Raw genomic sequence first — 22,928 nt, 5'->3', positions numbered from 1 at the left:
GTGGCGCCGTGGCGACGACGGGCCCTGGTGGGCGCGGGGGGCTCACCAGGGCCGGTCGGTCGCGCGGGAGGCGGCATGGCTCCCGCGGCGGTCAGGCGTTCGCCCGCTCGGTCGACGGCGCCGCCTGGGCCTGCGGGCCCTTCATCAGCAGGGCGGTGGCCAGGGCGCCGACCGCGGCGAGGGCCGCGGCCCCGAGGAAGGCGGCGGAGAAGCCGTCGGTCAGGGCCGGCAGGTCGCCCAGGGCGCCCGCGCCCTGCGAGGTGGCGAGTGCGGTGAGGGCGGCCAGGCCGAGCGCCGAGCCCACCTGGTACGTGGTGTTGACGATGCCCGAGGCCAGTCCGGCCTGCTCCTGCGGGACGTGGGAGATCGCGGACATCATCGCCGGGATGTAGGCCAGCGACATGCCGGTCGCCGCCACCAGGGAGGCGGGCAGCACGTCCACCAGGAAGGTGCCGGTGGGCTCGACGGCGGACAGCCACAGCAGGCCGAGGGCCAGCACCAGCAGACCGCCCGTGATCAGCGGCTTGGGCCCGAAGCGCCCCAGCAGCCGGGCGGTGATGAGGGTCATGAAGACCATCAGCAGTCCGGTCATGGGCAGCAGTGCCGCGCCGCTGGCGAAGGCGCCGTAGCCGAGGACCTGCTGGAGGTAGAGGTTGAGGAAGTACCACATGGGGATCCAGGCCGCGCCCAGCAGCGTCATCGCGAGGTTGGAGACGCCGAGGCCCGGGGTCCGCCACACGCCCAGCGGCATCAGCGGCGTCCTGACGGAGCGCTGCACCAGCAGGAAGAGGACCAGCAGGGCGGCGGCGCCGGCCAGTTGCAGCACGGTCTGGGTGGTCCCCCAACCCACCTCGGGGGCGCGGACCACGGCGAACACGGCCAGGGCCAGTCCGGCGGTGACGGAGACGGCGCCCAGCAGGTCCACCGAGCCGCGGCGGCCGGCGACGGAGGGCAGCAGGCCGGTGGCGAACAGGGTGGCGATGCCGATCGGGACGTAGATGATGAAGATCCACGGCCAACTCGCCCACTCGGTGAACACGCCGCCGAGGAAGACGCCGGCGGTGCCGCCGGCGGGGGCCGCCGCGCCGTAGAGGGCGAGCGCCTTGCCCAACTCCTTGGAGTCGTGGCCGAAGAGCATCATCAGCAGGGTCATGGAGGCGGGTGCGATCAGTGCCCCGCCCACGCCCTGCACCGCGCGGCCCGCGATCTCGACCCAGGCGGTGCTCGCGGCGGCGGCGACCACCGAGCCGGCGATCAGGACGACCCAGCCGGAGACGAAGATCCGTCGGGCGCCCAGCAGGTCGGAGAGGCGTCCGCCGAGCAGCAGCAGCCCGCCGAAGGCGATGACGTAGGCGTTGAAGACCCACTGGAGGTCGCCCTGGGAGAAGCCCAGGTCCCGCTGCATCTCGGGGAGGGCGACTCCGATGATGGAGGTGTCCATGATCACCATGAACTGGGCGGTGGCCAGTACGAGAAGCGCCCACCAGCGCCGGGGGTTGACGGTTGACATCGTTCAGCACCCTTCGATTCAGATACCCCCCCTGGGTATCTTGAGCTGAGCTTGACCTTATACCCCGAGGGGGTATCTGGGAAGGGTGGTTCGGCAAAGAATCCGGCGCTTTTTTCGCGGGTGCGTGCGCCGGCGGCGCCGATCCGGACGCGCCGGATCGGGGGCGTGGCCCCGGCCCGGGAACGCGAAGGGCCCCGTACCGGTCGGGTGACCGGTACGGGGCCCTTCGGCGCCCCGGGGCGGGCGGGTCAGCCGGCGGCGCGGAAACCGCGCAGCCGGAGGCTGTTGCCCACCACGAAGACCGAGGAGAACGCCATCGCGGCGCCCGCGATCATCGGGTTGAGCAGGCCCGCCGCGGCCAGCGGCAGGGCCGCCACGTTGTAGGCGAAGGCCCAGAACAGGTTGGACTTGATGGTGCCCAGCGTCTTGCGGGAGAGCCGGATCGCGTCGGCCGCGGACCGCAGGTCGCCGCGGACCAGGGTCAGGTCGCCCGCCTCGATCGCGGCGTCGGTGCCGGTGCCCATCGCCAGGCCCAGGTCCGCCTGGGCCAGGGCGGCGGCGTCGTTCACCCCGTCGCCGACCATCGCCACCGAACGGCCCTCGCCCTGGAGGCGCTTGACCACGGCGACCTTGTCCTCGGGCATGACCTCGGCGATGACCTCGTCGATCCCGACCTCGCGGGCCACGGACTCGGCGACCGCCCGGTTGTCGCCGGTCAGCAGGATCGGCGTCAGCCCCAGGCCGCGCAGCCGGCGGATGGCCTCGGCGCTGGTGTCCTTGACCGCGTCGGCGACCTCCAGCACCGCCCGGGCCTCGCCGTCCCAGGCCACCGCGATCGCGGTCCGCCCGGCGGCCTCGGCCTCGTCCTTGGCGCGCTTCAGTTCGGCGGGCAGCTCCATCGCCCACTCGGTGAGCAGTCGCTCGCGCCCCACCAGCACCGCGTGTCCCTCGACCACGCCCTGGACGCCCAGCCCGGGGACGTTGGCGAAGTCCTCGGGGGCGGGCAGCGGGCCGACCTTCTCCTCGGCGCCGGTGGCGACGGCCCGGGCGATCGGGTGCTCGGAGGAGTGCTCCAGGGCGCCGGCCAGCCGGAGCACCTCGGCCTCGTCCTGGCCCTCGGCGGTGTGGGTGCGCAGCAGGGTCATCCGGCCGGTGGTGACCGTGCCGGTCTTGTCCAGCACGATCGTGTCGACCTTGCGGGTGGTCTCCAGGACCTCGGGGCCCTTGATCAGGATGCCGAGCTGGGCGCCCCGGCCGGTGCCGACCATCAGCGCGGTCGGGGTGGCCAGGCCCAGGGCGCAGGGGCAGGCGATGATCAGGACGGCGACCGCCGCGGTGAACGCGGCCGTCAGGCCGGCGCCGTTGCCGAGCCAGAAGCCCAGCGTGCCGAGCGCCAGGGCGATCACGACGGGGACGAACACGGCGGAGATGCGGTCCGCGAGGCGCTGGGCGGCGGCCTTGCCGTTCTGGGCGTCCTCGACGAGCCGGGCGATCCGGGCGAGCTGGGTGTCCGAGCCGACCCGGGTGGCCTCCACCACCAGGCGTCCGCCGGCGTTGAGGGTGGCGCCCGTGACGGCGTCGCCGACCTGGACCTCCACCGGGACCGACTCCCCGGTCAGCATGGAGGCGTCCACCGCGGACGAGCCCTCCACCACGGTGCCGTCGGTGGCGATCTTCTCGCCGGGACGGACCAGGAACCGGTCGCCGACCGCGAGGTCCTCGATGCGGATGAGCTCCTCGGGGCCGTCGCGTAGGACGGTGACCTCCTTCGCGCCCAGCTCCATCAGCGAGCGCAGGGCCGCGCCGGCCTTGCGCTTGGAGCGGGCCTCGAAGTAGCGGCCGGCCAGGATGAACGCGGTCACGCCGGCCGCGGCCTCCAGGTAGATGTTGCCGGCGCCGTCGGTGCGGGCGATGGTGAGCTCGAAGGGGTGGGTCATGCCGGGCTCGCCGGCGGTGCCGAAGAACAGTGCCCACAGCGACCACAGGAAGGCGGCCGAGGTGCCGACCGAGATCAGGGTGTCCATGGTGGCCGCGCCGTGCTTGGCGTTGGTCCAGGCGGCGCGGTGGAAGGGCCAGGCCGCGTAGACGACCACCGGGGCGGCGAGGGTGAGGCTCAGCCACTGCCAGTACTCGAACTGGAGGGCCGGGACCATCGCCATCGCGATGACCGGGACGGACAGCAGGACCGCGGTGACCAGGCGCTGGCGCAGCGGGCGCAGTTCGTCGTCCGCCGCGTCCTCGCTCCGGGTGTCCCCGGCGCCGCCCGCGTCCCGGGCGGCGTTCGGCGGCGGGGGCGGGGTGGCGCTGTAGCCGGTGGCCTCGACCGTCGCGATCAGGTCCGCCACCGCGACCTCGCCGGAGAAGCTGACCTTGGCCTTCTCGGTGGCGTAGTTGACGGTCGCCTCGACCCCGTCCATGCGGTTGAGCTTCTTCTCGATGCGGGCGGCGCACGAGGCGCAGGTCATGCCGCCGATGGCCAGCTCGACCTGCTCGGTCGGGGCGAGCGTGCTGCTCATCACTGCTCCTCGGTTGGTGGGCCCGAGCGGTGGACCCGATGCTTCCCAATATACCCTGTGGGGGTATCTGGCGTCGAAGTCATGTATACCCCCGGCCCCTATCGAAAACAAGGGTTCGCCGGGACTGGAAATATACCCCCCAGGGGTATAACTTCGTAGGGGGGGAGCGGGTCCTCGGCTCCATCGCGCGGGGTGCGCGGCAAGGCCGCGAACCACGGGCAGGCCCTCGCCGTACGCGGCACCGGGCCCGTCCGCCTCCCTTCCACTGTCCACCCCCGTGCGCCCCCACCGGACGCACCCACCCCAGTGGTCGCACCCGTACGCCCGTGGTTCCGCCGTCAACGCCGTCAGGAGCAACAGTCATGAACACCGCAGTGAAGATCACCGCCTATGCCGCAGTCCTGGCGGCGGCCTTCGGCACGGCCTACGGCGTGGGCGTGGGCGTCGACCCGGTGAACCCGGAGCCCGCGGCGCACGGGACGCACGCGAAGGAGGACGGGGCGGACGCCGGCGGGAAGCGGGCCGGTGGGAAGGAGGAGCCGGCCGCCGAGGCGAACCGGCCCGGCGGGCTCCAGAGCGCCGAGGGCGGCTACGCCGTCGACCTGCTGACCCCGCGCGTCCCCGCCGGGCGCGAGGCCGACCTGGAGTTCGTCATCCGGGACGACCGGGGCGAGGCGCTCACCTCCTTCACCCGCGAGCACGGCAAGGACCTGCACCTCATCGTGGCCTCGCGCGATCTGAACACCTACCGCCACCTGCACCCCGTCCGTTCCGCGGACGGCACCTGGTCCACGCCCGTCGAGCTGCCCCGGGCCGGCGACTACCGGGTCTTCGCCGACTTCACGCCCGGTGCCGACCGGGGCGGCGAGGCCCGGAACCTGACCCTCGGCACCGACCTCGCGGTCTCGGGCGCGTACCGCCCGGAGGCGGTCCCCGCCCCGGCCCGGACGGCCACCGTGGACGGGTACGCGGTCACCCTGGACGGCGGGCTGCGCCCCGGTGCGGCGGAGGAACTGCGGCTGTCGGTGAGCAAGGACGGCCGGGCCGTCACCGACCTCCAGCCCTACCTGGGCGCCTACGGCCACCTGGTGGCGCTGCGCGCCGGGGACCTCGGCTACCTGCACGTCCACCCGAACGGCGAGCCCGGCGACGGGAAGACCGAGCCGGGGCCCGAGGTGTCCTTCACCGCCACCGCGCCCAGCAGCGGGACCTACCGCCTCTTCCTCGACTTCCAGCACGAGGGGAAGGTGCGGACCGCCGAGTTCACCGTGCGGGCCGGCGGTGCGACCGCTCCCTCGGCGCCCGCGGAGGCGCCCTCCGACGGTGCGGGGGAGGACGGCCACCAGCACTGAGCCCGTGCCCGGGAACGACGGCGGGGGTGCGGAGCGAGTCGCTCCGCACCCCCGCCGTCCTCGGCCTGCGTCAGACCGTCGCGGCGACCAGCCGGTCCGCCAGGGACCGGGCCTTCACGCCCGCGTCGCCCAGGGCCTTCTCGCGGGAGGCGTCCGCGAGCGGGATCAGCTCGGACATGGCCGGGTTGGTCCGCGCCAGGGTCAGCTCGGGAACGATGAAGTCGACCTCCAGCGAGAGCATCTCGGTCAGCACCGCGCCGAGGTAGTTCTGCACGTACTCGAACTCCTCCCGGGGGGTGCCCGGGGCGTACGAGCCGCCGCGGCTGGCGACGACGGTGACGTGCTTGCCCTTCAGGCTGGACTCCGGGCCGAGGGTGCGGCCGGGGAGGATCACCTGGTCGAGCCAGGTCTTGAGGGTCGAGGGGATCGAGAAGTTGTACATCGGGGCGCCGATCAGCACGGCGTCCGCGGCCTCCAGCTCCTCGACCAGTTCGACCCGGTGGGCGAAGGCCGCGGCCTGCTCCGGGGTGTGGGTGGTCGGGTCGGCGAAGCCGGCGGAGGCGCCGATCACGTCGAGGTGGGGGACGGGGGTCGCCGCCAGGTCCCGGTACACCACCGAGCTGTCGGGGTGCTGGGCTTCCCACGCCTCGCGGAAGGCGCCGGTCACGGTGCGCGAGGTGGAGCCTTCGGTGGGGAAGAGGGACGAGTCCAGGTGCAGAAGGGTGGCCATCAGGTCTCCAGATAGGGGTGGCGGGCAACGCGGGAAGCGCCCGTACGCCCGCACGGCGCCGGGCGGTGCACGGGGCATCACGTGCTGCCCTTCCTTTCGTAGCTATTACTAACACAGCTACTTACTTTTTTTCATCCCGAGGTTCCGGAGCGGTACCCTGGGGGGCCATGGCGACCCCCGAGAGGAGCGCGAGGGACGTGGCGACGGAGACGATGAGCGGGGCGGACGTGCTCGCCCAGGACGCAACGGCACCGAAGGCGCCGGCAGCCCCCGACGCCGGCGACGGGGAGGCCGAGTCCCCGGGGCTCCCGGACGCCGGGACCGCGGGCGTCGCCGCCCACCGCGCCCCGGCGCGGGCGCCGGGCGCGGCGGCGGACGCGCACGACCCCCGGGCCTGCGCCACCGTCGACGGCGGGATGACCCGGGTCTTCGGCCTGCTCGGCAAGCGGTGGACCGGGCTGGTCATCAGCGTGCTGCTGGAGGGGCCCGTGCACTTCTCCGAACTGCGCCGGGCGATCCCCGGCATCAGCGAGCGGATGCTCTCCGACCGGCTCAGCGAACTGGCCGGTGAGGGCCTGGTCCTGCGCGAGGTGGTGGAGGGCCCGCCGCTGCGGGTGGCGTACCGGCTGACCCGGTCGGGCGTGGCGCTGAAGCCCGCGCTCGCCGCGCTCGGGGAGTGGGCCGAGACCTACCTCCCGGAGAAGGCCGCGGCGTGCCGCGAACAGATCGTGCCGGGGGCGCAGCGGGCCGGCCCCCCGTCCGGGAAACCCGAGTGACCCCGCCGGCCCCTCGGCGCGGCCCCCGCACCCGCCCCGCGCGTTCCCCCGTCCACGGGGCTGCCGCGACACCCCGATCGGCGGGTACCGTTTCGTCCCGTTGACGGTCGCGATGCCCGTCCGCGCGTGCCATCTGCCGGTCGTCACCGGTCGGCGCCCGGACGGCGGCACGCGGAACGCGAGCGGTGCACACCGCGCACGGAGGGGGACCGGATGGCCGAGGGCCTGGTGGGAACGGGATACGGCACGAGAACGGGTGACGGGCGCCCGCCGGCGGCGACGCCGGACACGGGGACCGCCGCCGCGCCGGGGCGCCCCCGCTCGACCCGGCTGCCGCAGGTCCGGGGCTTCGCCCCGCAGCACGCACCGGACGAGGGGGCCCGGGCGTCGGCCAAGGAACTCGGCAAGGCCCTGCGCACCCGGGTGCCCCGCGCCGCCCACGCCCGCCTGGTCCTCGACGACCGGCGCCCCGACGCGGTCGCCGCCGTCGAGGAGTCCAGCCGGGGCCGGCTGCCCGAACTCGCCCCGCTCCGCGTCGGCCGCATGTCGGCCAGCCCGTTCGCCTTCCTGCGCGGTGCCGCCGGACTCATGGCGCACGACCTCGCCCGCACCCCCACCACCGGGGTCGGCGCCCAGCTCTGCGGCGACGCGCACGCCGCCAACTTCGGCCTGTACGGGGACGCCCGGGGCGAACTCGTCATCGACCTGAACGACTTCGACGAGACCGTGCACGGCCCCTGGGAGTGGGACGTCAAGCGGCTCGCCGCCTCCCTCGTCCTCGCCGGACGCGAGACCGGGGCCGGCGAGGGCACCTGCCGACAGGCGGCCTACGACGCGGTCGGCGCCTACCGGCGCACCCTGCGCCTGTTGGCCCGGCTGCCCGCACTGGACGCCTGGAACGCCATCGCCGACGAGGAACTCGTCTCCCACGCGGACGCCCAGGACCTCGCGGGCACCTTGCGCAAGGTCTCCGAGAAGGCCCGCAACAACACCAGCGGCCGGTTCGCGGCCAAGTCCACCGAGGCCGTCCTCGGCGGCGGGCGCCGCTTCCTCGACGCCCCGCCCGTGCTGCGCCGGATTCCGGACGGGGAGGCCGCGGCGGTCGCGGCCTCGCTGGCGGAGTACGTCGACGGGATGGCCGCGGTCGCCGAGGACCGACTGCCCCTGCTCGCCCGGTACAGCGTGCAGGACGTGGCGTTCCGGGTGGTCGGCACCGGCAGCGTCGGCACCCGCTCCTACGTGGTCCTGCTCCTCGACCACCAGGGGGAGCCCCTGGTCCTCCAGGTCAAGGAGGCCCGTCCCTCCGTGCTGGTCCCGCACCTGGCCACCGCCGGGTTCCCCGTCCCGCCGGCCGGCCACGAGGGCCGCCGGGTGGTGCTGGGGCAGAAGCGGATGCAGGTCGTCAGCGACATGCTGCTCGGCTGGACCACCGTCGACGGCCGGCCGTACCAGGTGCGCCAGTTCCGCAACCGCAAGGGCAGCGTCGACCCGGCCGCCCTGGCACCGGACCAGCTCGACGACTACGGCCGGATGACGGGCGCCCTGCTGGCCCGCGCCCACGCCCACAGCGCGGACCCCCGGGTCCTCGCCGGCTACTGCGGCAAGAACGACGAACTCGACGAGGCGGTGGCCGACTTCGCGGTCGCCTACGCCGACCGCACCGAGGACGACCACGCCGTGCTGGTGAAGGCGGTGCGCAGCGGTCGGATCGCCGCGGAGACGGAGGAGTGAGCCGGCCGGCGCTCCGGCCCGCGTCCGCCCGCGGGCCGGGCCGGAGCGCCGGCCGGTCGTCGACGGGGGGCTTCCGGGGCGGCGGCGGTGGCCTAGGCTGGCCGGGTGACGAGTCCCGAAGCCGAGGGCACCCAGCCCGCCCCGGACGCCGAGCCCCTCGGGCCCGCCGCCGATGCCTCCCCCGTCGCCGCACGTCCCGAGGAGCGGTTGGAACGGGCCGTGCGGGCCGCGGAACAGGCGCTGATCGAGTACGAGATCGCGGTGGAGACCTTCCGCGTCGAGGTCGACAACTTCTCCCGGCTGCACCACCAGAAGCTGGGCCCGGTGTACACCCGCCTGGATGAACTGGACGCCCGGATCGCCGAGGCCCGGGCCACCCTCAGCGGGGCGGCCGAGGACCGGCGGGCGGCGGACGAGGCGTGGGCCCGGGTGCTGCCGATGCCGGCCGTGGAGGAACTCTTCGACGGTTGGCTCTCCGGGGACGGGCTCTCCCCCGAGGCCGAGGCGATGCTCACCGACCAGCCGGTGCGCCCGCCGGATCGGGTCCGGCCCAGCGAGGCGGCCCGCAAGCTGTTCCGGGAACTGGCCCGCAAGGCGCACCCCGACCTGGCCCAGGACGAGACGGAACGCCAGCGGCGCGAGGAGTTCATCACCCGGGTCAACGCGGCCTACTCGCGCGGTGACGAGGCCCTGCTGCGGGAGCTGTCCGAGGAGTGGGCCGCGGGTCCCGCGCCCGCCGAGTGGCGGCCCACCCGCACCGAGGAGCTGTACGCCCGGCTGGAGTGGCTGTCCCGGCGCAAGGAGCTGCTGGCGGTGGTCGCCCGCGAGCTGGAGGAGAGCGCGATCGGGTCGATGCTGCGGATGGCGCCCCAGGACCCGGACGGGCTGCTGGAGGAGATCGCCGGGCAGCTGCGCGGGCAGGTCGCCGAGCGGGAGGGTGAGCTGGCCGCGCTCGCGGAGCAGCTCGCCGAACGGGGCCTCGAAGCCGCGGTCCGCTCGGGACGGACGATCCCGGTGCCCGGCGTGGACCCCGCCGACCTGCCGACCACCGCCCCGCGCCGCAGGGACCGGCCGCGTCCGGAGGGCGGGGGGACCGCGGGCGGCGCCTGACGGGGCCGCCCGGATCCGGCGGCGCCGGAGGGCGGGGCCGCCGGTCGGGTCGGGTAGCGTCGGGAGCATGCAATTCGGATCTGCTGTGCCCACGGTCGCCGTCGTGGACCTCTCGGACGGCGACTTCCTCCTGGACGTCCGGGAACTCGACGAATGGGAGGCGGGGCACGCGGCGGGCGCCCTGCACATCCCGATGAGCGACTTCGTCGCCCGCTACGGGGAGTTGACGCAGGCCGCGCCGCAGGACGGCCGCGTCCATGTGATCTGCCGCTCGGGCGGGCGCTCGGCGCAGGTCGCGATGTACTTGGTGAACCAGGGGATCGACGCGGTGAACGTGGCGGGCGGCATGCAGGTCTGGGCGGCCTCCGGCCGGCCGGTGGTCGACGACCGGGGCCGGCCGGGCGACGTGATCTGAGCACCGCCCACGGCCCGGGCCGAGGGGCGGCGGCCGGTCAGCGGTCGAAGTCCAGCTCCACCCGCTCCGTCAGCGGATGCGACTGGCAGGCCAGCACGAACCCGGCGTCGGTCTCCTCCGGTTCCAGGGCGAAGTTGCGGTCCATGGCGACCTCGCCCACGACCAGGAACGCCCGGCAGGTCCCGCACACCCCGCCCCGACAGGCGTAGGGGGCGTCGGGACGGTTGCGGAGCACCGTGTCGAGGAGGGTCTCGCCGTCCTGGACGGGCCAGCTGCCGGCCCGTCCGTCCAGCCGTGCGGTGACCGAACTGCGGGCCGGGGCGCGCGGCGGCCGGGGCGGCGGTGCCGCGTCCACGTGGAAGACCTCCTGGTGGACGCGGGCGCGTTCCACCCCGAGGTCGTGGAGGGCGCGTTCCGCGCCCTCCACCAGTCCGAGCGGGCCGCACAGGAACCAGCCCCGCACCCGGGCCACCGGCAGCAGCGCAGGCAGCAGGTCGACCAGGCGCTCCCGGTCCAGTCGGCCCGGGGGGAGCCCGGACCGCTGTTCCTCCCGGGAGAGGGCGGTCACCAGCTGGAACCGGTCCGGGTACCGGTCCTTGAGGTCGGCCACCTCCTCCAGGAACATCGTGGACGCCGTGGTGCGGTCGCTGCGCAGCAGACAGAACCGGGCCCCGGGTTCCCGGGCGAGCAGGGTCCGCGCCATGGACAGCACCGGGGTGATGCCGCTGCCGCCGACCACCGCCGCGTACCGGCCGGGCGCCGGATCCAGGGTGAAGCGGCCGGCCGGGGTCATGGCCTCCACCTCGTCCCCGACGCCGATCTCCTTCAGCGCGTAGGTGGAGAAGGCCCCGCCGTCGACCAGGCGCACGCCCACCCGCAGGGTGCGCGGACCCTCCGGGCCGGGCGCGGGCGAACAGATGGAGTAGGTGCGGCGCACCTCGGTGCCGTCGAGGGTGCGCCGGAGGGCCAGGTGCTGTCCGGGGGCGTGCCGGTAGGCGGGGCGCAGGGCCTCGGGCACGTCGAGGGTGAGGGCCACCGCGTCGTCGGTGAGCCGGTCGACCGCGGTGACCCGCAGCGGGTGGAAGCGGGCCATCACACCTCCTTGAAGTGGTCGAAGGGCTCGGCGCAGGTGCGGCAGCGCCGCAGCGCCTTGCAGGCGGTGGACGAGAAGCGGCTCAGCAGTTCGGTGTCGGTCGAGCCGCAGACCGGGCAGGCCACGGGCGCGGTGACCGCGGTGCGGGTGGCGCCCAGGGGCACCGGGACCGGGCCGGTGCGTACGGCGCGGGGCGGGGCGATGCCGAACTCCCGCAGTTTGCGGCGGCCCTCCTCGGTGATGTCGTCGGTGCTCCAGGGCGGGGCCAGCACGGGGCGGACGGTGACCTGGGGGACGCCGTGGGCGTGCAGCAGCGCCTCGATGTCGGCCGCCATGGTGTCGACGGCGGGGCAGCCGGTGTAGGTGGGGGTGAGGTCGACCTCGACCCGGTCGGGGCCGAGCAGCCGCACCGCGCGCAGCACGCCCAGTTCGGCGAGGGTCAGCACGGGGAGTTCGGGGTCGGGGACGGAGCCGGCGAGGTGGCGCAGCCGTTCCTCCCGCGCGGCGGTGGCCGCGGGGTCGGGGCGCCGGTCGTGGCCGGCGGTCGTCACCACGACGCCCCCGGGTGGCTGCGGTGCAGGTGCTGCATCTCGGCCAGCAGCCGTCCGAAGGGCTCGGTGTGGACGCCCTGCCGTCCGCCGTCCGCGCGCCACCCGCCGGTGGCGGGGGACTCGGGCAGCGGGAGGGCGGCCGCGTCGAGCACGGCGCCGACGGAGGCGAGCCAGGCGGTGCGCAGGGCGGCGCCGTCGACGTCGAGGCCGGGCAGCGGCTCGAACATTTCGCCGGTGAACCGCCACAGGGCCGCCGTGGCCCGCCGCATCCGTCGGTGGCTCTCCTCGGTGCCGTCGCCCAGGCGCAGCGTCCACTGCTCGGCGTGGTCCTGGTGGTAGGCCACCTCGTGGACGGCCTTCGCGGCGAGCGGGGCGAACGGGGTGGTGCCGTGCGCCAGTTCGGCGTAGAGCAGCCGTTGGTAGGTGGAGAAGTAGAGCTGGCGGACGATGGTGTGGGCGAAGTCCCCGTTGGGCTGTTCCACCAGGTGGAGGTTGCGGAAGGCGCGTTCGTCCCGCAGGTACGCCAACTCGTCCTCGTCGCCGACGAGGGAGAGCAGGACGCGGGCCTGGCCGAGCAGGTCGAGGGCGATGTTCGCGAGGGCGACCTCCTCCTCCAGCACCGGGGCGCGGGTCGCCCACTCGCCGAGGCGGTGCGAGAGGACCAGGGCGTCGTCGCCGAGGGCCAGCGCCGGGGCGGTGGCCGCGGGAGCGGGGGGCGGCGGGGAGGTCACAGGTGGTGCACCTCCTCCGGGATGTCGTAGAAGGTCGGGTGCCGGTACGGCTTGTCGGCGGCCGGGGCGAAGAACGGGTCCTTCTCCTCGGGCGAGGAGGCGGTGATCGCCGTGGAGGGCACCACCCACAGGGACACGCCCTCGCCGCGGCGGGTGTAGAGGTCCCGGGCGTTGCGCAGGGCCAGTTGGGCGTCCGGGGCGTGCAGGCTGCCGGCGTGGGTGTGCGACAGCCCGCGGCGGGAGCGCACGAAGACCTCCCACAGGGGCCATTCGGTCGGCTCGGTCATGCCGTGCTCCTCCCTCCGGCGCGGGTGCGCCGCTTGCGGGCGTGGGCCGCGGCGGCCTCCCGCACCCAGGCGCCGTCCTCGTGGGCGCGGCGGCGCCGGTCGACGCGCTCCTCGTTGCAGGGGCCGTTGCCCCGCAGCACCTCCCGGAACTCCGTCCAGTCGATGGCGCCGAAGTCGTGCTGCCCGCGTTCCTCGTTCCACCGCAGGTCGGGGTCGGGGAGGGTGAGGCCGAGGTGGGCGGCCTGGGGGACGCAGATGTCGACGAAGCGCTGCCGCAGTTCGTCGTTGGAGTGGCGCTTGATGCGCCAGGCCATGGACTGCGCCGAGTGCGGCGACTCGTCGTCGGGCGGGCCGAACATCATCAGGGACGGCCACCACCAGCGGTCCACCGCGTCCTGGGCCATCGCGACCTGGGCCGGGGTGCCCCGGCTGAGGGCGAGCAGCAGTTCGAAGCCCTGGCGCTGGTGGAAGGACTCCTCCTTGCAGACCCGGACCATGGCCCGGGCGTAGGGGCCGTAGGAGCAGCGGCACAGCGGGACCTGGTTGGTGATCGCGGCCCCGTCCACCAGCCAGCCGATGGCCCCGACGTCGGCCCAGGTCAGGGTGGGGTAGTTGAAGATGGAGGAGTACTTCTGGCGTCCCGAGTGCAGGGCGTCGAGGAGTTCGTCCCGCCCCACCCCGAGGGTCTCCGCGGCCCCGTAGAGGTACAGCCCGTGGCCGGCCTCGTCCTGGACCTTCGCCATCAGGATGGCCTTGCGGCGCAGGGAGGGGGCGCGGGTGATCCAGTTCGCCTCCGGCTGCATGCCGATGATCTCGGAGTGGGCGTGCTGGGCGATCTGGCGCACCAGGGTGGCGCGGTAGGCGTCGGGCATCCAGTCCCGGGGCTCGATGCGTTCCTCGGCGGCCACCGCGGCGTCGAAGGCCGCGGTGCGGGCGGCCTCCGCGTCGTGCTCCGGGTGCCCGGGGTCCCCGGCTCCACCGCCCCCCGGGCCGCTGCCGGGGGCCTGTCGCGCCGTCGCTGTGGTCGCCATGCCGGTCCGTTCCTCTCGTCCGCTCCGTGGTGCTCCGCCGTCGTGCGCGGGGCGCGCGAGGCCCTCCGGGGCCGCCTGCTCGCCCTGCTCCCCGTTTTTCTTCCGCGCCTTCTCCTCCCCCTCCGCGCCCCTTCCTTCCCGCTTTGTTCCCGCTCGCCTTCTTCGTTCCGTTCGGCGCCCGGGGTGATGGTCCGGTGTTGTCCCGATCCGGGGTGCCGGGTCGAGATCCAGTAGCCGACCGATCGTTCGGTTCGGTGATTCCATGGTGGGACCCTGCCCGTAAGGTGTCAACCCTGTGGATAACTCCATGGCGCTGTGCCGGGCGGGCGGCCCTGAGTACCGTTCCGATGCACCGGACGGGGCGGCACGCCATGGGAGCGGGAGCGGGGAGCAGGCGGTATGGAGTCGTACGACAGCGGGGCGGGCGGCGCCGAGCGCGCGCGGCAGCGGCAGGGGGGTGACGACGCCGGGCCCGGCGGGCCGGAGGCCGACCGGGCCGGACCCGCGCCGGAGCGTGCGCCGGCCCCCGGGCCCGCCGCCCCCCTCGCCGCGGAGCCCGGGAGCCCCGAACCGGACGGGGCGGCCCTGGGCGGGCCGGGACGGGTCCTGGGGTCCCCGTCCCGGCCGGGCATAGCGGGGCTCACCCCCGGGCGGCAGCTCGCCGCCCTCCTCGCCCTCGCCCTGGTCGTGGCCGCCGCCGGGCTCCACCTGGGGCTGGTGTTCCTGCACGTGGCGCCCTCGAACACGCTGACCAAGGAGCACGGGGAGACCGTGGACGCCTGGGTCCTCCCCGAGTTCGAACAGAACTGGAAGCTGTTCGCCCCCAACCCCCTCCAGCAGAACGTCGCCGTCCAGGCCCGGGCGGAACTGCGGGGCGCGGACGGGGAACCGCGGGCCACCGGCTGGCACGACCTGTCCGCCCAGGACGGACGGGCGATCGACGGCAACCCGGTGCCCAGCCACACCCAGCAGAACCAACTCCGCCGCGCCTGGGACTTCTTCGCCTCGACCCACGACGCCCAGAACCAGCCCAACGGCATGCGCGGCACCCTGTCCGAGCGCTACCTGCGCCGCATCGTCGTCATGCGGCTGGACGGCCTGGAGGACGGCGCCCTGGAGCGGGTGCAGGTGCGGGTCTCCACCACCAACGTGGCTCCACCGCGGTGGAGCAAGGAGATCATCGACACCAACCCCGTCTTCCGGCAACTGCCCTGGTGGCCGGTGACGGAGGACGACAGGCCGCTGGACGCGGCGGGTGACCCGCGGGCGCGGGACGACCGGACGGAGGCGGCACGGTGAGCGGGGCCGGCAGCGCGTTGAAGCGGGGCGTCGACCGGGCCACGGGCAGTGCCCTGGGGCCGTACCAGTCGGCGATCGTCCGGATCGGGTTCGCCCTCACCTGGTTGCTGTTCCTGGTGCGGGAGTTCCCCCACCGCCACGCACTGTACGGGCCGGACGGCCCCTGGGACTGGGGGATGGCCCGGGACCTGGTCGCCGACAACGGCGCCTTCACGGTGCTGCTCTGGTCGGACGGCAGGCTCTGGTTCGAGGCCGTCTACGGGCTCGCCGTGCTGTCGAGCGCCCTGCTGCTGCTCGGCTGGCGGACCCGCACCATGTCGGTGCTGTTCATGGTCGGGGTGCTCTCCCTCCTGAACCGCAGCATCTTCGTCGGCGACGGCGGCGACAACGTCATCCACCTGGTGGCGATCTACCTGGTGCTCACCCGGTGCGGTCAGGTGTGGTCCCTGGACGCCCGGCGGGCCCGCCGCCGGGCCGCCGCCCTGGCCCGGGGCGAGCGCCCCGCGCCCGACCGCGTGGGCCCCGTGCTCTGGGGGGCGCTCGGCATCGCCCTCTGCGCCGTGACCTTCAGCGGCAAGGCCGGCTGGGGCTGGCTGCTGGTCTTCTGGGGCCTGTGGGTCGTCCAGGGCCTGTGGTGGCTCGCCGACCGCAAGGGGCCCGAGGACCCCGACCGCCGTCTCTTCGACGTCCTGGCCAACGTCGTCCACAACACCGGGCTGCTGATCATCATGGCGGAAGCCTGTCTGATCTACGCCACCGCCGGCTGGTACAAGGTCCAGGGGAGCCGCTGGCAGGACGGGACGGCCGCCTACTACCCGCTGCACCTGGACTACTTCTCGCCCTGGCCCGCGCTCTCCGAGCTGATGACCCAGTCCGGCACGTTCATCATGCTGGTCACCTACGGCACGGTCATCGTCCAGGTCGCCTTCCCCTTCACGCTCTTCAACCGCAAGGTCAAGAACGTCCTGCTGGCCGTCATGATCATCGAGCACTCCGTGATCGCGGTGACCCTCGGACTGCCGTTCTTCTCGCTCGCGATGATCGCCGCCGACGCGGTCTTCCTGCCGACCTCGTTCCTGCGCCGGCTCGGCCGCGCGGCGGGCCGGGCGTGGCGCGCCGTACTGGGCCGGGCGGCGCGGCTGGGCGTCCCCGGCGCGGGCAGGGCCCTCGGGGCCGCCGAACCCGATCCGTCCGCCGGGCCCGCTCCCGTCCCCGGGCCCCGGCCCGGGACGGCCGGGGACGGCCCGCCGCCCGGGGCCACGGACCGGGGCGCGCCGGCGACCGGGGACGGCGTCCCCCCGCGCGTGACCAGCCCGGGGTGAGGTGACCACGGCGGGCCCGGGGGACGCCCGGCCCGCCGTAGGCTGATCCGCATGAACACGACGGGAGCCCCGCACCCCGACCCCGGCCGGGCCGTGCGCACCTGGCGGGCGCTGGCCGAGGGGGCGGTGCTCCTCGACGGCTTCCACGCCGTCAAGCACGCCCTCCGCTTCGGTGCCCGGGTGCCGGTCGCCCTGACCGCCGACCGGGCCGCGGTGCTGACCCTCGCCGCGGACCTGGCCCCCGATGTGGTCGACCCCCTGGGCGCCCTGCTGGTGGAGGTCGAGGAGGCCGAACTCCGCACCCTCGTCCCGCGCCTGCACCCCACCGCCGTCGCCGCCCTGGCGGAGCGCCCGTCCCGCGCCGCGCACCTCGCCGCCCTGGCCCGGCTGCCCCGCACCTCCCCCGTGATCGTCCTCGACCAGCCCCGCAACCTGGGCAACGCCGGCGCGGTGATCCGGTTGGCCGCGGGGTTCGGGGCGACCGGGGTGGTCACCACGGGCACCCTCGACCCCTGGCACCCCACCGTGGTGCGCGGCGGCGCCGGGCTCCACTTCGCCACCGCCGTCGAACGGGTGGACGAGGTGGCGGAACTCCCGGCGGGGCCGCTGTTCGCCCTGGACGCCGAGGGCGAGGACCTCCGGGACGTCACCCTCCCCGATGACGCGCTCCTCGCCTTCGGCTCCGAACGCACCGGGCTCTCCGCCCCGTTGCGGGCCCGCGCCGACCGGCTGCTCTCGCTGCCGATGAACCCGCGCGTCTCCAGCTACAACCTCGCCACCAGCGTGGCGATGACGCTGTTCCACTGGTCGACCCGGTCCGTTCGAAAGACGACGTGACGATCGCACAACCGTCTCGTTGTACCCGGTGCGCGAGGACCGTCGAGCAGTGCGGTGGACGAGTTCTCCAGGGGTGCCGGTCCGCCCGTGAGGCCCCGTCCGGGGCGGGCGGCCGGCGATGGCCAAGCGATGGGTGGCGGGTGGGTCCTCGCGCGCGGGGTCGGCAACGGCCCCCGTGCGTCCCCGGGTTCCCGAAGGGGGCGTACGCCGTCATGCCGCGCGCCCTCGCAAGAGGGCCCCGTGAAAGGCCCACGATGACGTACACCGAAGAGTCCCTGCTGGACTCCCGCGCCGTCCGCGCCGCCCTCGCCGACCGGGTGCACGCCCTGACCGCGGTCAAGCCGCTGCCGTTGCTCCCCGACGGGCGACTGACCACGGCCGCGATGCTCGCCGACTACTTCGAGGTGGACGCCGTGCTGCTGCGCCGCGTCGTCCGCAAACACGCCGAGGAACTCGCTGACTTCGACCACCGACAGCTCCGGGGGGCCGAGTTGAGGGAGTTCCTCGCGGCGAACCTGCCGGAACGCGGGGTGGGCGCCCGCACCATCGCCGTCTTCACCCCGCGCACCGCCCTGGTGCTCGCGATGCTGCTGCGCTCCAGCGCGGTCGCCCGTCGGGTGCGCTCCGCGCTGCTCGCCTCCCTGCCCGGGCCGGCCGGCCACGGCCGGGACGGGCAGCCCGTCCCCGAACTCGCCCTCACCACGGTCCCGTTCCCGTTGACCGACGACCCGGTGCGGGTGGTGATGGTCGACGGCGAGCCCTGGTTCGCCCTGGCCGACGTGTGCCGGGTGCTGGGCATCAAGAACCCGCGTGAGGCCCGTCGGAAGGCGGATCCGCTGGACATCAGGTTGCTGGACTTGAGGGTAGGTACCGTCACTATTGATGACGGTACCTTTGTTTCCGCAGATCAGAGCGTGTACTCACATGACCCATATCAGCTGAACCTGATCAGCGAGACCGGTCTGTACACCCTGGTGCTCCGTTCCCGGAAGCCCGCCGCGATCCCGTTCCAACGCTGGGTGACGGCCGAACTGTTGCCGTCGATCCGACGGGGGGACACCGATCTCGGTCAGCAGCATACACGCATGGCGGGGAACCTGGCCGAAGCCGTGGGTCGACGGCTCCACGTCCTCGCCGACATCGAGGGCCCGGAGGCCGGGATCACCGTGCTGTCGGACGGGACGGTGCACTGCCGGCACGGTCGGATGGAGTGGTGCGTGCCGGAGCCGGCGGCGGACAGCGGGCCGCCCTACGGGCCGTACTTCCGTTGTACGGCGGTGGAACGGGTCGGCATCGGGGGCAGCCGGGCCCTGCGCCCCTGCGGCACGGTCAAGTTCGCCGACGTGGTGCGGTGGTCCGCGCGGACGGCGCGGGAGGGCGAACCGGAGGCCCGGGACCGCGCGGCGGACGCACCGCCGGAACGACCCGCCGCGGCGGGGCTGCTGCTGACGGTCGGGGACCTCCGGGTGCAGGGCTCGCCGGAGCAGATCGCCCGGGTGTTGCGGGAGTTGGGCGTGGCGCCCCCGCGCAGCCGGTAGTGGATCGCAAGTGGGTCGGTACCCTCACTCACGTCTACGGTACCTGGTTCTCCCAGGTCAGGGCCTTGCCCCGCGACCCACGACCCTGCGGCTCCCGCCGGTGGGTGGCCCCGGGCCACCCACCGGCGCCGGGCCTCACACCGTGCCCCGCACCTCCACCGTCCGGAAGCGGTCGGCGACGAACGCGCCGTCGCAGAGGGCGGCGTTCGCCGCGGGGTTGCCGCCGGTGCCGTGGAAGTCGGAGAAGGCGGCGGTCTGGTTGACGTAGACGCCGCCGGTGAGGTTGAGGGAGAGGTTCGCGGACTCCTCCAGGCAGACCTCCTCCACGTCCCGCGCCACCGCCGGGGAGGTGGTGTACGCGCCGACCGTCAGCGCGCCCTTCTCGCGGAGGGTGCGGCGCAGCAGCTCCAGGGAGGCGGCCGTCGAGTCGGTGGCGACGAGGAAGGCCACCGGGCCGAAGCACTCGCTGAGGTAGGGGGGTTCCGCGGCGGCCCCGGCGGTGTCCACGGCGATCAGGGCCGGGGTGCGGACCACCGCGTCGGGGAAGTCGGGGTGGGCGACCGGGCGGGAGGCGAGGGCCACCTCGCCGAGGGTCGGAGCGGCGTCCAGCCGGGCCCGCACCTCCGGGTTGACCAGTGCCCCGAGCAGGGCGTTCGCCCGGGCCTCGTCGCCGAGGAGGCCGTCCACGGCCCGCGCGAGGTCGGCCACCACCTCGGCGTGGCCCTTGGGGCCGGCGTCGGTGGTGATGCCCTCGCGCGGGATCAGCAGGTTCTGCGGGGTGGTGCACATCTGGCCGCTGTAGAGGGAGAGGGAGAAGGCCAGGTTGGCGAGCATGCCCCGGTAGTCGTCGGTCGAGTCGATGACGACGGTGTTGACGCCGGCCTTCTCGGTGTAGACCCGGGCCTGGCGGGCGTGGGTCTCCAGCCAGTCGCCGAACGCGGTGGAACCGGTGTAGTCGATGATCCTGACCTCGGGGCGCAGGGCCAGGGTCTTCGCCAGGCCCTCGCCGGGGCGCTCGGCGGCCAGGGCGACCAGGTCGGGGGCGAAGCCGGCCTCGGCGAGCACCTCGCGGGCCACCCGGACGGTGAGGGCCAGCGGGAGCACCGCGCGGGGGTGGGGCTTGACGAGGACGGCGTTGCCGGTGGCGAGGGAGGCGAACAGCCCGGGGTAGCCGTTCCAGGTGGGGAAGGTGTTGCAGCCGATGACCAGGGCGACGCCCCGGCCGGCCGGGGTGAACCGCTTGGTCAGGGTCAGCGGGTCCCGCTTGCCCTGCGGCTTGGTCCACTCGGCGGCGGCGGGGACGCGGACCTGCTCGGCGTAGGCGTAGGCGACGGCCTCCAGACCGCGGTCCTGGGCGTGCGGGCCGCCGGCCTGGAAGGCCATCGTGAAGGCCTGGCCGCTGGTGTGCATGACGGCGTGGGCGAACTCGTGGCTGCGGGCGTTGATCCGGGCGAGGACCTCCAGGCAGACCGCGGCGCGCAGTTCGGGGCCCGCGGCGCGCCAGTCGGCCAGGCCCGCCCGCATGGCGGGGAGCAGGACGTCCGGGTCGGGGTGGGGGTACTCGATGCCGAGGTCGATGCCGTAGGGCGAGGTCTCCGGGCCGACCCAGTCGTCGGTGCCGGGCTGGTCGAGGGCGAAGCGGGTGCCGAGGAGGGCCTCGAAGGCGGCCTGCCCCGCTGCCGGGCCCGGGCCGCCGTCCTGGCCGTAGGCCTTGGGGTGCTCGGGGTGCGGGGACCAGTACGCGCGGGTCCGGATCGCTTCGAGGGCCCGGTCCAGCACGGGGCGGCGGGCGAGGAGCAGGGGGTGCGGGGCGGCGGGGGCCTGGGGTTCGGTGGACGTGTCGGCGGACATGGGACCAACTCCTCCTCGGGGTCGGCTTCGGCTCGGCCGGCGAACTGGGCAGGATCGGGCGGACAGGGCTAGAGTAACCGAACGATCGGTCGGTACAAGGGGTCCGGCGGAGCCGTGGCCGACCCGGTGCGGAAGGATCTGCGAGCATGACGACTATCGACCGCAGCACCCCGGTGGCGGTGGTGGGGACCGGCACGATGGGGCAGGGCATCGCCCAGGTCGCGTCCGTCGCCGGGCACCCCGTGCTGCTGCACGACGCCGAACCCGGCCGGGCGGTGGCGGCGGTGACCGCGATCGGCGACCGACTGGCCCGACTGGTCGCCAAGGGGCGCCTGAGCGCGGCCGACCGGGACGCGGCGCTGGACCGGCTGGAGCCGGTGGGCTCGCTGCGGGAGCTGGCCGGCGCGCAGGTGGTGGTGGAGGCGGTGCAGGAGCGGCTGGACGTCAAACAGCGGATGCTGCGCGAGCTGGAGGCGGTGGTGGGGTACGACTGCCTGTTGGCCACCAACACCTCCTCGCTGTCGGTGACGGCCATCGCCGGGCCGCTGCGGGCGCCGGGACGGCTGGTGGGGCTGCACTTCTTCAACCCGGCGCCGCTGCTGCCGCTGGTGGAGGTGGTCTCCGGCACCGCCACCGACTTCTCCAGCGCGACCCGCGCCTACGAACTGGCCCGCGGCTGGGGCAAGACCCCGGTGGCCTGCGCGGACACCCCGGGGTTCATCGTCAACCGCATCGCCCGGCCCTTCTACGCCGAGGCGTTCGCCGTGTACGAGCACCAGGGCGCCGACCCGGCCACCATCGACGCCGTGCTGCGCGAGTGCGGCGGCTTCAAGATGGGCGCCTTCGAACTCACCGACCTGATCGGACAGGACGTCAACGAGACCGTCACCCACGCGGTGTGGGAGGCGCTCTTCCGGGACGTGAAGTTCACCCCCTCGCTCGCCCAGCGCCGCTTGGTCGAGTCGGGCGCCCTGGGCCGCAAGGCGGGCCGCGGGTGGTACGAGTACGGGGAGGGTGCCGAGCGTCCCGAACCGCACACCGCGGAAGCGGTGCCGCCGCCCGCGCACGTGGTCGTCGAGGGCGACCTGGGGCCGGCCGCCGACCTGCTGGACCTGATACGGGCGGCGGGCATCCCGCTGCGCGAGGAGGACGAGGACCACGGCACCCGGCTGGTGCTGCCCGGCGGCGGGCAACTGGCGCTGGCGGACGGGCAGACCTCCGTGGAGTTCCGGGACGTCGTCTACTTCGACCTGGCCCTGGACTACCGCGGCGCCACCCGGATCGCGCTGGCCGCCTCCCAGGACACCTCGCCGCGCACCCTGCGCGAGGCCACCGGGCTGTTCCAGGCGCTCGGCAAGGACGTGAGCGTCATCGGTGACGTGCCCGGCATGATCGTGGCGCGCACGGTGGCCCGGCTGATCGACCTGGCCGTGGACGCCGTCGCCCGGGGCCTGGCCACCGAGGAGGACGTGGACACCGCCATGCGGCTGGGCGTCAACTACCCCCTGGGCCCCTTCGAGTGGAGCCGCAAGCTGGGGCGCAGTTGGGCGCACTCCCTCTTGGACGACCTGCACCTGCGCGACCCTTCGGGCCGCTACGCGCCGTCGCTGGCGCTCTACCGTCACGCCTACGCCTCCGAGAACCGGGAGTCCGCCCCATGACCGCCGTCAAGCGCGACACGTACACGCCCGAGTCCCTGCTCGCCGTCGCGGTGACCGTCTTCAACGAGCGCGGCTACGACGGCACCTCCATGGAGCACCTGTCCAAGGCGGCCGGGATCTCCAAGTCCTCCATCTACCACCACGTCTCCGGCAAGGAGGAGTTGTTGCGCCGGGCCGTCAGCCGGGCCCTGGACCGGCTCTTCGGCATCCTCGACGAGGAGCGGGCGCGCACCGGGCGCGCGGTGGAGCGCCTGGAGCACGTCACCCGGCGCATGGTGGAGGTGCTGATAGACGAGCTGCCCTACGTGACGCTGCTGCTGCGGGTGCGCGGCAACACCGACACCGAGCGGTGGGCCCTGGAGCGCCGTCGGGAGTTCGACCACCGGGTCGCCGAGCTGCTCCGGGCCGCCGTGGTCGACGGCGAGGTCCGCAGCGACGTGGAGGTCCGGCTGGCCACCCGACTGCTCTTCGGCATGATCAACTCGATCGTGGAGTGGTACCGCCCCGACACCCGCGGCCAGGGCGACCGGGAGGTCTGCGAGGCCGTGGTGCGCCTGGTCTTCGAGGGGCTGCGCCGGCCGTCCTGA

The 22,928-nt window shown here is 74.4% G+C and carries 19 protein-coding genes and 1 pseudogene; 11 read left to right on the top strand and 9 right to left on the bottom strand.

Annotated elements, in window-relative coordinates:
• Positions 1 to 91: 91 nt before the first annotated feature.
• A complete protein-coding gene (locus tag ABT092_RS15145; protein ID WP_351243808.1) occupies positions 92 to 1,510 on the bottom strand; it encodes an MFS transporter in 1,419 nt (472 codons plus the stop codon).
• A gap of 248 nt (positions 1,511 to 1,758) precedes the next feature.
• Positions 1,759 to 4,026 carry a heavy metal translocating P-type ATPase gene (locus ABT092_RS15140; RefSeq protein WP_351243806.1) on the bottom strand — a complete coding sequence of 756 codons (2,268 nt, stop codon included), beginning with the start codon at positions 4,024 to 4,026 and terminating at the stop codon, positions 1,759 to 1,761.
• Between the two features lie 362 nt (positions 4,027 to 4,388).
• Between ABT092_RS15140 and ABT092_RS15135 the strand changes: the two genes are divergently transcribed.
• On the top strand, positions 4,389 to 5,378 hold the full coding sequence (locus tag ABT092_RS15135) for a DUF8832 domain-containing protein (RefSeq protein WP_351243804.1): 990 nt from the start codon (positions 4,389 to 4,391) through the stop codon (positions 5,376 to 5,378).
• Between the two features lie 70 nt (positions 5,379 to 5,448).
• Here the strand turns inward: ABT092_RS15135 and ABT092_RS15130 are convergent, their stop codons facing one another.
• Positions 5,449 to 6,108, bottom strand: coding sequence for an FMN-dependent NADH-azoreductase (locus ABT092_RS15130; protein ID WP_351243803.1), 660 nt, complete (start codon positions 6,106 to 6,108; stop codon positions 5,449 to 5,451).
• 416 nt (positions 6,109 to 6,524) lie between these two features.
• Here ABT092_RS15130 and ABT092_RS15125 point away from each other — a divergent pair, with 416 nt between their 5' ends.
• The 4 genes and pseudogenes from ABT092_RS15125 to ABT092_RS15110 all read left to right on the top strand — a co-directional run bounded on the left by ABT092_RS15125 (position 6,525) and on the right by ABT092_RS15110 (position 10,140).
• Positions 6,525 to 6,884 carry a winged helix-turn-helix transcriptional regulator gene (locus ABT092_RS15125; RefSeq protein WP_351243941.1) on the top strand — a complete coding sequence of 120 codons (360 nt, stop codon included), beginning with the start codon at positions 6,525 to 6,527 and terminating at the stop codon, positions 6,882 to 6,884.
• 213 nt (positions 6,885 to 7,097) lie between these two features.
• Positions 7,098 to 8,615 (top strand): DUF2252 domain-containing protein, encoded by a 1,518-nt coding sequence (locus ABT092_RS15120; RefSeq protein WP_351243802.1) that lies wholly within the window; start codon positions 7,098 to 7,100, stop codon positions 8,613 to 8,615.
• A 105-nt stretch (positions 8,616 to 8,720) separates the two neighbouring features.
• Positions 8,721 to 9,575, top strand: a pseudogene (locus ABT092_RS15115) (hypothetical protein); the annotation flags it as partial.
• Between the two features lie 235 nt (positions 9,576 to 9,810).
• Complete coding sequence (locus ABT092_RS15110) at positions 9,811 to 10,140, top strand: rhodanese-like domain-containing protein (RefSeq protein WP_351243939.1); 330 nt, start codon at positions 9,811 to 9,813, stop codon at positions 10,138 to 10,140.
• Positions 10,141 to 10,177: 37 nt separating this feature from the next.
• Here ABT092_RS15110 and ABT092_RS15105 read toward each other — a convergent pair whose 3' ends face one another.
• The 5 genes from ABT092_RS15105 to paaA are packed head-to-tail and all read right to left on the bottom strand — an operon-like array spanning position 10,178 to position 13,833.
• Positions 10,178 to 11,233, bottom strand: a complete 1,056-nt coding sequence (locus ABT092_RS15105) for a 2Fe-2S iron-sulfur cluster-binding protein (RefSeq protein WP_351243801.1) — start codon at positions 11,231 to 11,233, stop codon at positions 10,178 to 10,180.
• On the bottom strand, positions 11,233 to 11,787 hold the full coding sequence (gene paaD / locus ABT092_RS15100) for a 1,2-phenylacetyl-CoA epoxidase subunit PaaD (RefSeq protein ID WP_451363728.1): 555 nt from the start codon (positions 11,785 to 11,787) through the stop codon (positions 11,233 to 11,235). The genes ABT092_RS15105 and paaD overlap by 1 nt, the downstream gene beginning before the upstream one ends.
• Positions 11,781 to 12,515 carry a 1,2-phenylacetyl-CoA epoxidase subunit PaaC gene (gene paaC, locus ABT092_RS15095; protein ID WP_351243799.1) on the bottom strand — a complete coding sequence of 245 codons (735 nt, stop codon included), beginning with the start codon at positions 12,513 to 12,515 and terminating at the stop codon, positions 11,781 to 11,783. The genes paaD and paaC overlap by 7 nt, the downstream gene beginning before the upstream one ends.
• The gene (paaB, locus tag ABT092_RS15090) at positions 12,512 to 12,802 is read right to left on the bottom strand and encodes a 1,2-phenylacetyl-CoA epoxidase subunit PaaB (RefSeq protein ID WP_351243797.1); all 291 of its coding nucleotides are present in this window, start codon (positions 12,800 to 12,802) and stop codon (positions 12,512 to 12,514) included. Before paaB ends, paaC begins: the two co-directional genes overlap by 4 nt.
• Positions 12,799 to 13,833: a 1,2-phenylacetyl-CoA epoxidase subunit PaaA gene (paaA, locus tag ABT092_RS15085; RefSeq protein WP_351243795.1), complete on the bottom strand. Its 1,035-nt coding sequence runs from the start codon at positions 13,831 to 13,833 to the stop codon at positions 12,799 to 12,801. The genes paaB and paaA overlap by 4 nt, the downstream gene beginning before the upstream one ends.
• A 399-nt stretch (positions 13,834 to 14,232) precedes the next feature.
• On the opposite strand from paaA, the gene ABT092_RS15080 reads away from it, so the two are divergent.
• The 4 genes from ABT092_RS15080 to ABT092_RS15065 all read left to right on the top strand — a co-directional run bounded on the left by ABT092_RS15080 (position 14,233) and on the right by ABT092_RS15065 (position 18,829).
• Positions 14,233 to 15,132, top strand: a complete 900-nt coding sequence (locus ABT092_RS15080; RefSeq protein ID WP_351243793.1) for a DUF5819 family protein — start codon at positions 14,233 to 14,235, stop codon at positions 15,130 to 15,132.
• Positions 15,129 to 16,454: an HTTM domain-containing protein gene (locus tag ABT092_RS15075; protein WP_351243791.1), complete on the top strand. Its 1,326-nt coding sequence runs from the start codon at positions 15,129 to 15,131 to the stop codon at positions 16,452 to 16,454. The genes ABT092_RS15080 and ABT092_RS15075 overlap by 4 nt, the downstream gene beginning before the upstream one ends.
• A 51-nt stretch (positions 16,455 to 16,505) precedes the next feature.
• The gene (locus tag ABT092_RS15070) at positions 16,506 to 17,291 is read left to right on the top strand and encodes a TrmH family RNA methyltransferase (protein ID WP_351243789.1); all 786 of its coding nucleotides are present in this window, start codon (positions 16,506 to 16,508) and stop codon (positions 17,289 to 17,291) included.
• 254 nt (positions 17,292 to 17,545) lie between these two features.
• Positions 17,546 to 18,829 (top strand): BRO-N domain-containing protein, encoded by a 1,284-nt coding sequence (locus ABT092_RS15065; RefSeq protein WP_351243787.1) that lies wholly within the window; start codon positions 17,546 to 17,548, stop codon positions 18,827 to 18,829.
• Positions 18,830 to 18,964: 135 nt separating this feature from the next.
• On the opposite strand, the gene paaN is transcribed toward ABT092_RS15065, so the two are convergent.
• Positions 18,965 to 20,680, bottom strand: coding sequence for a phenylacetic acid degradation protein PaaN (gene paaN, locus ABT092_RS15060; RefSeq protein WP_351243785.1), 1,716 nt, complete (start codon positions 20,678 to 20,680; stop codon positions 18,965 to 18,967).
• Between the two features lie 146 nt (positions 20,681 to 20,826).
• Between paaN and ABT092_RS15055 the strand changes: the two genes are divergently transcribed.
• Both ABT092_RS15055 and ABT092_RS15050 read left to right on the top strand, forming a co-directional pair.
• Positions 20,827 to 22,341, top strand: a complete 1,515-nt coding sequence (locus ABT092_RS15055) for a 3-hydroxyacyl-CoA dehydrogenase (RefSeq protein WP_351243783.1) — start codon at positions 20,827 to 20,829, stop codon at positions 22,339 to 22,341.
• Entirely contained in the window at positions 22,338 to 22,928 is a 591-nt protein-coding gene (locus tag ABT092_RS15050) for a TetR/AcrR family transcriptional regulator (RefSeq protein WP_351243781.1), read from the top strand. The genes ABT092_RS15055 and ABT092_RS15050 overlap by 4 nt, the downstream gene beginning before the upstream one ends.

Source organism: Streptomyces sp. NPDC002490 (genome assembly GCF_040296045.1).
Taxonomy (GTDB): Bacteria; Actinomycetota; Actinomycetes; order Streptomycetales; family Streptomycetaceae; genus Streptomyces.
Note: the sequence above shows the minus strand (reverse complement) of the source record. Positions and strands in the feature narration are given on the sequence as shown.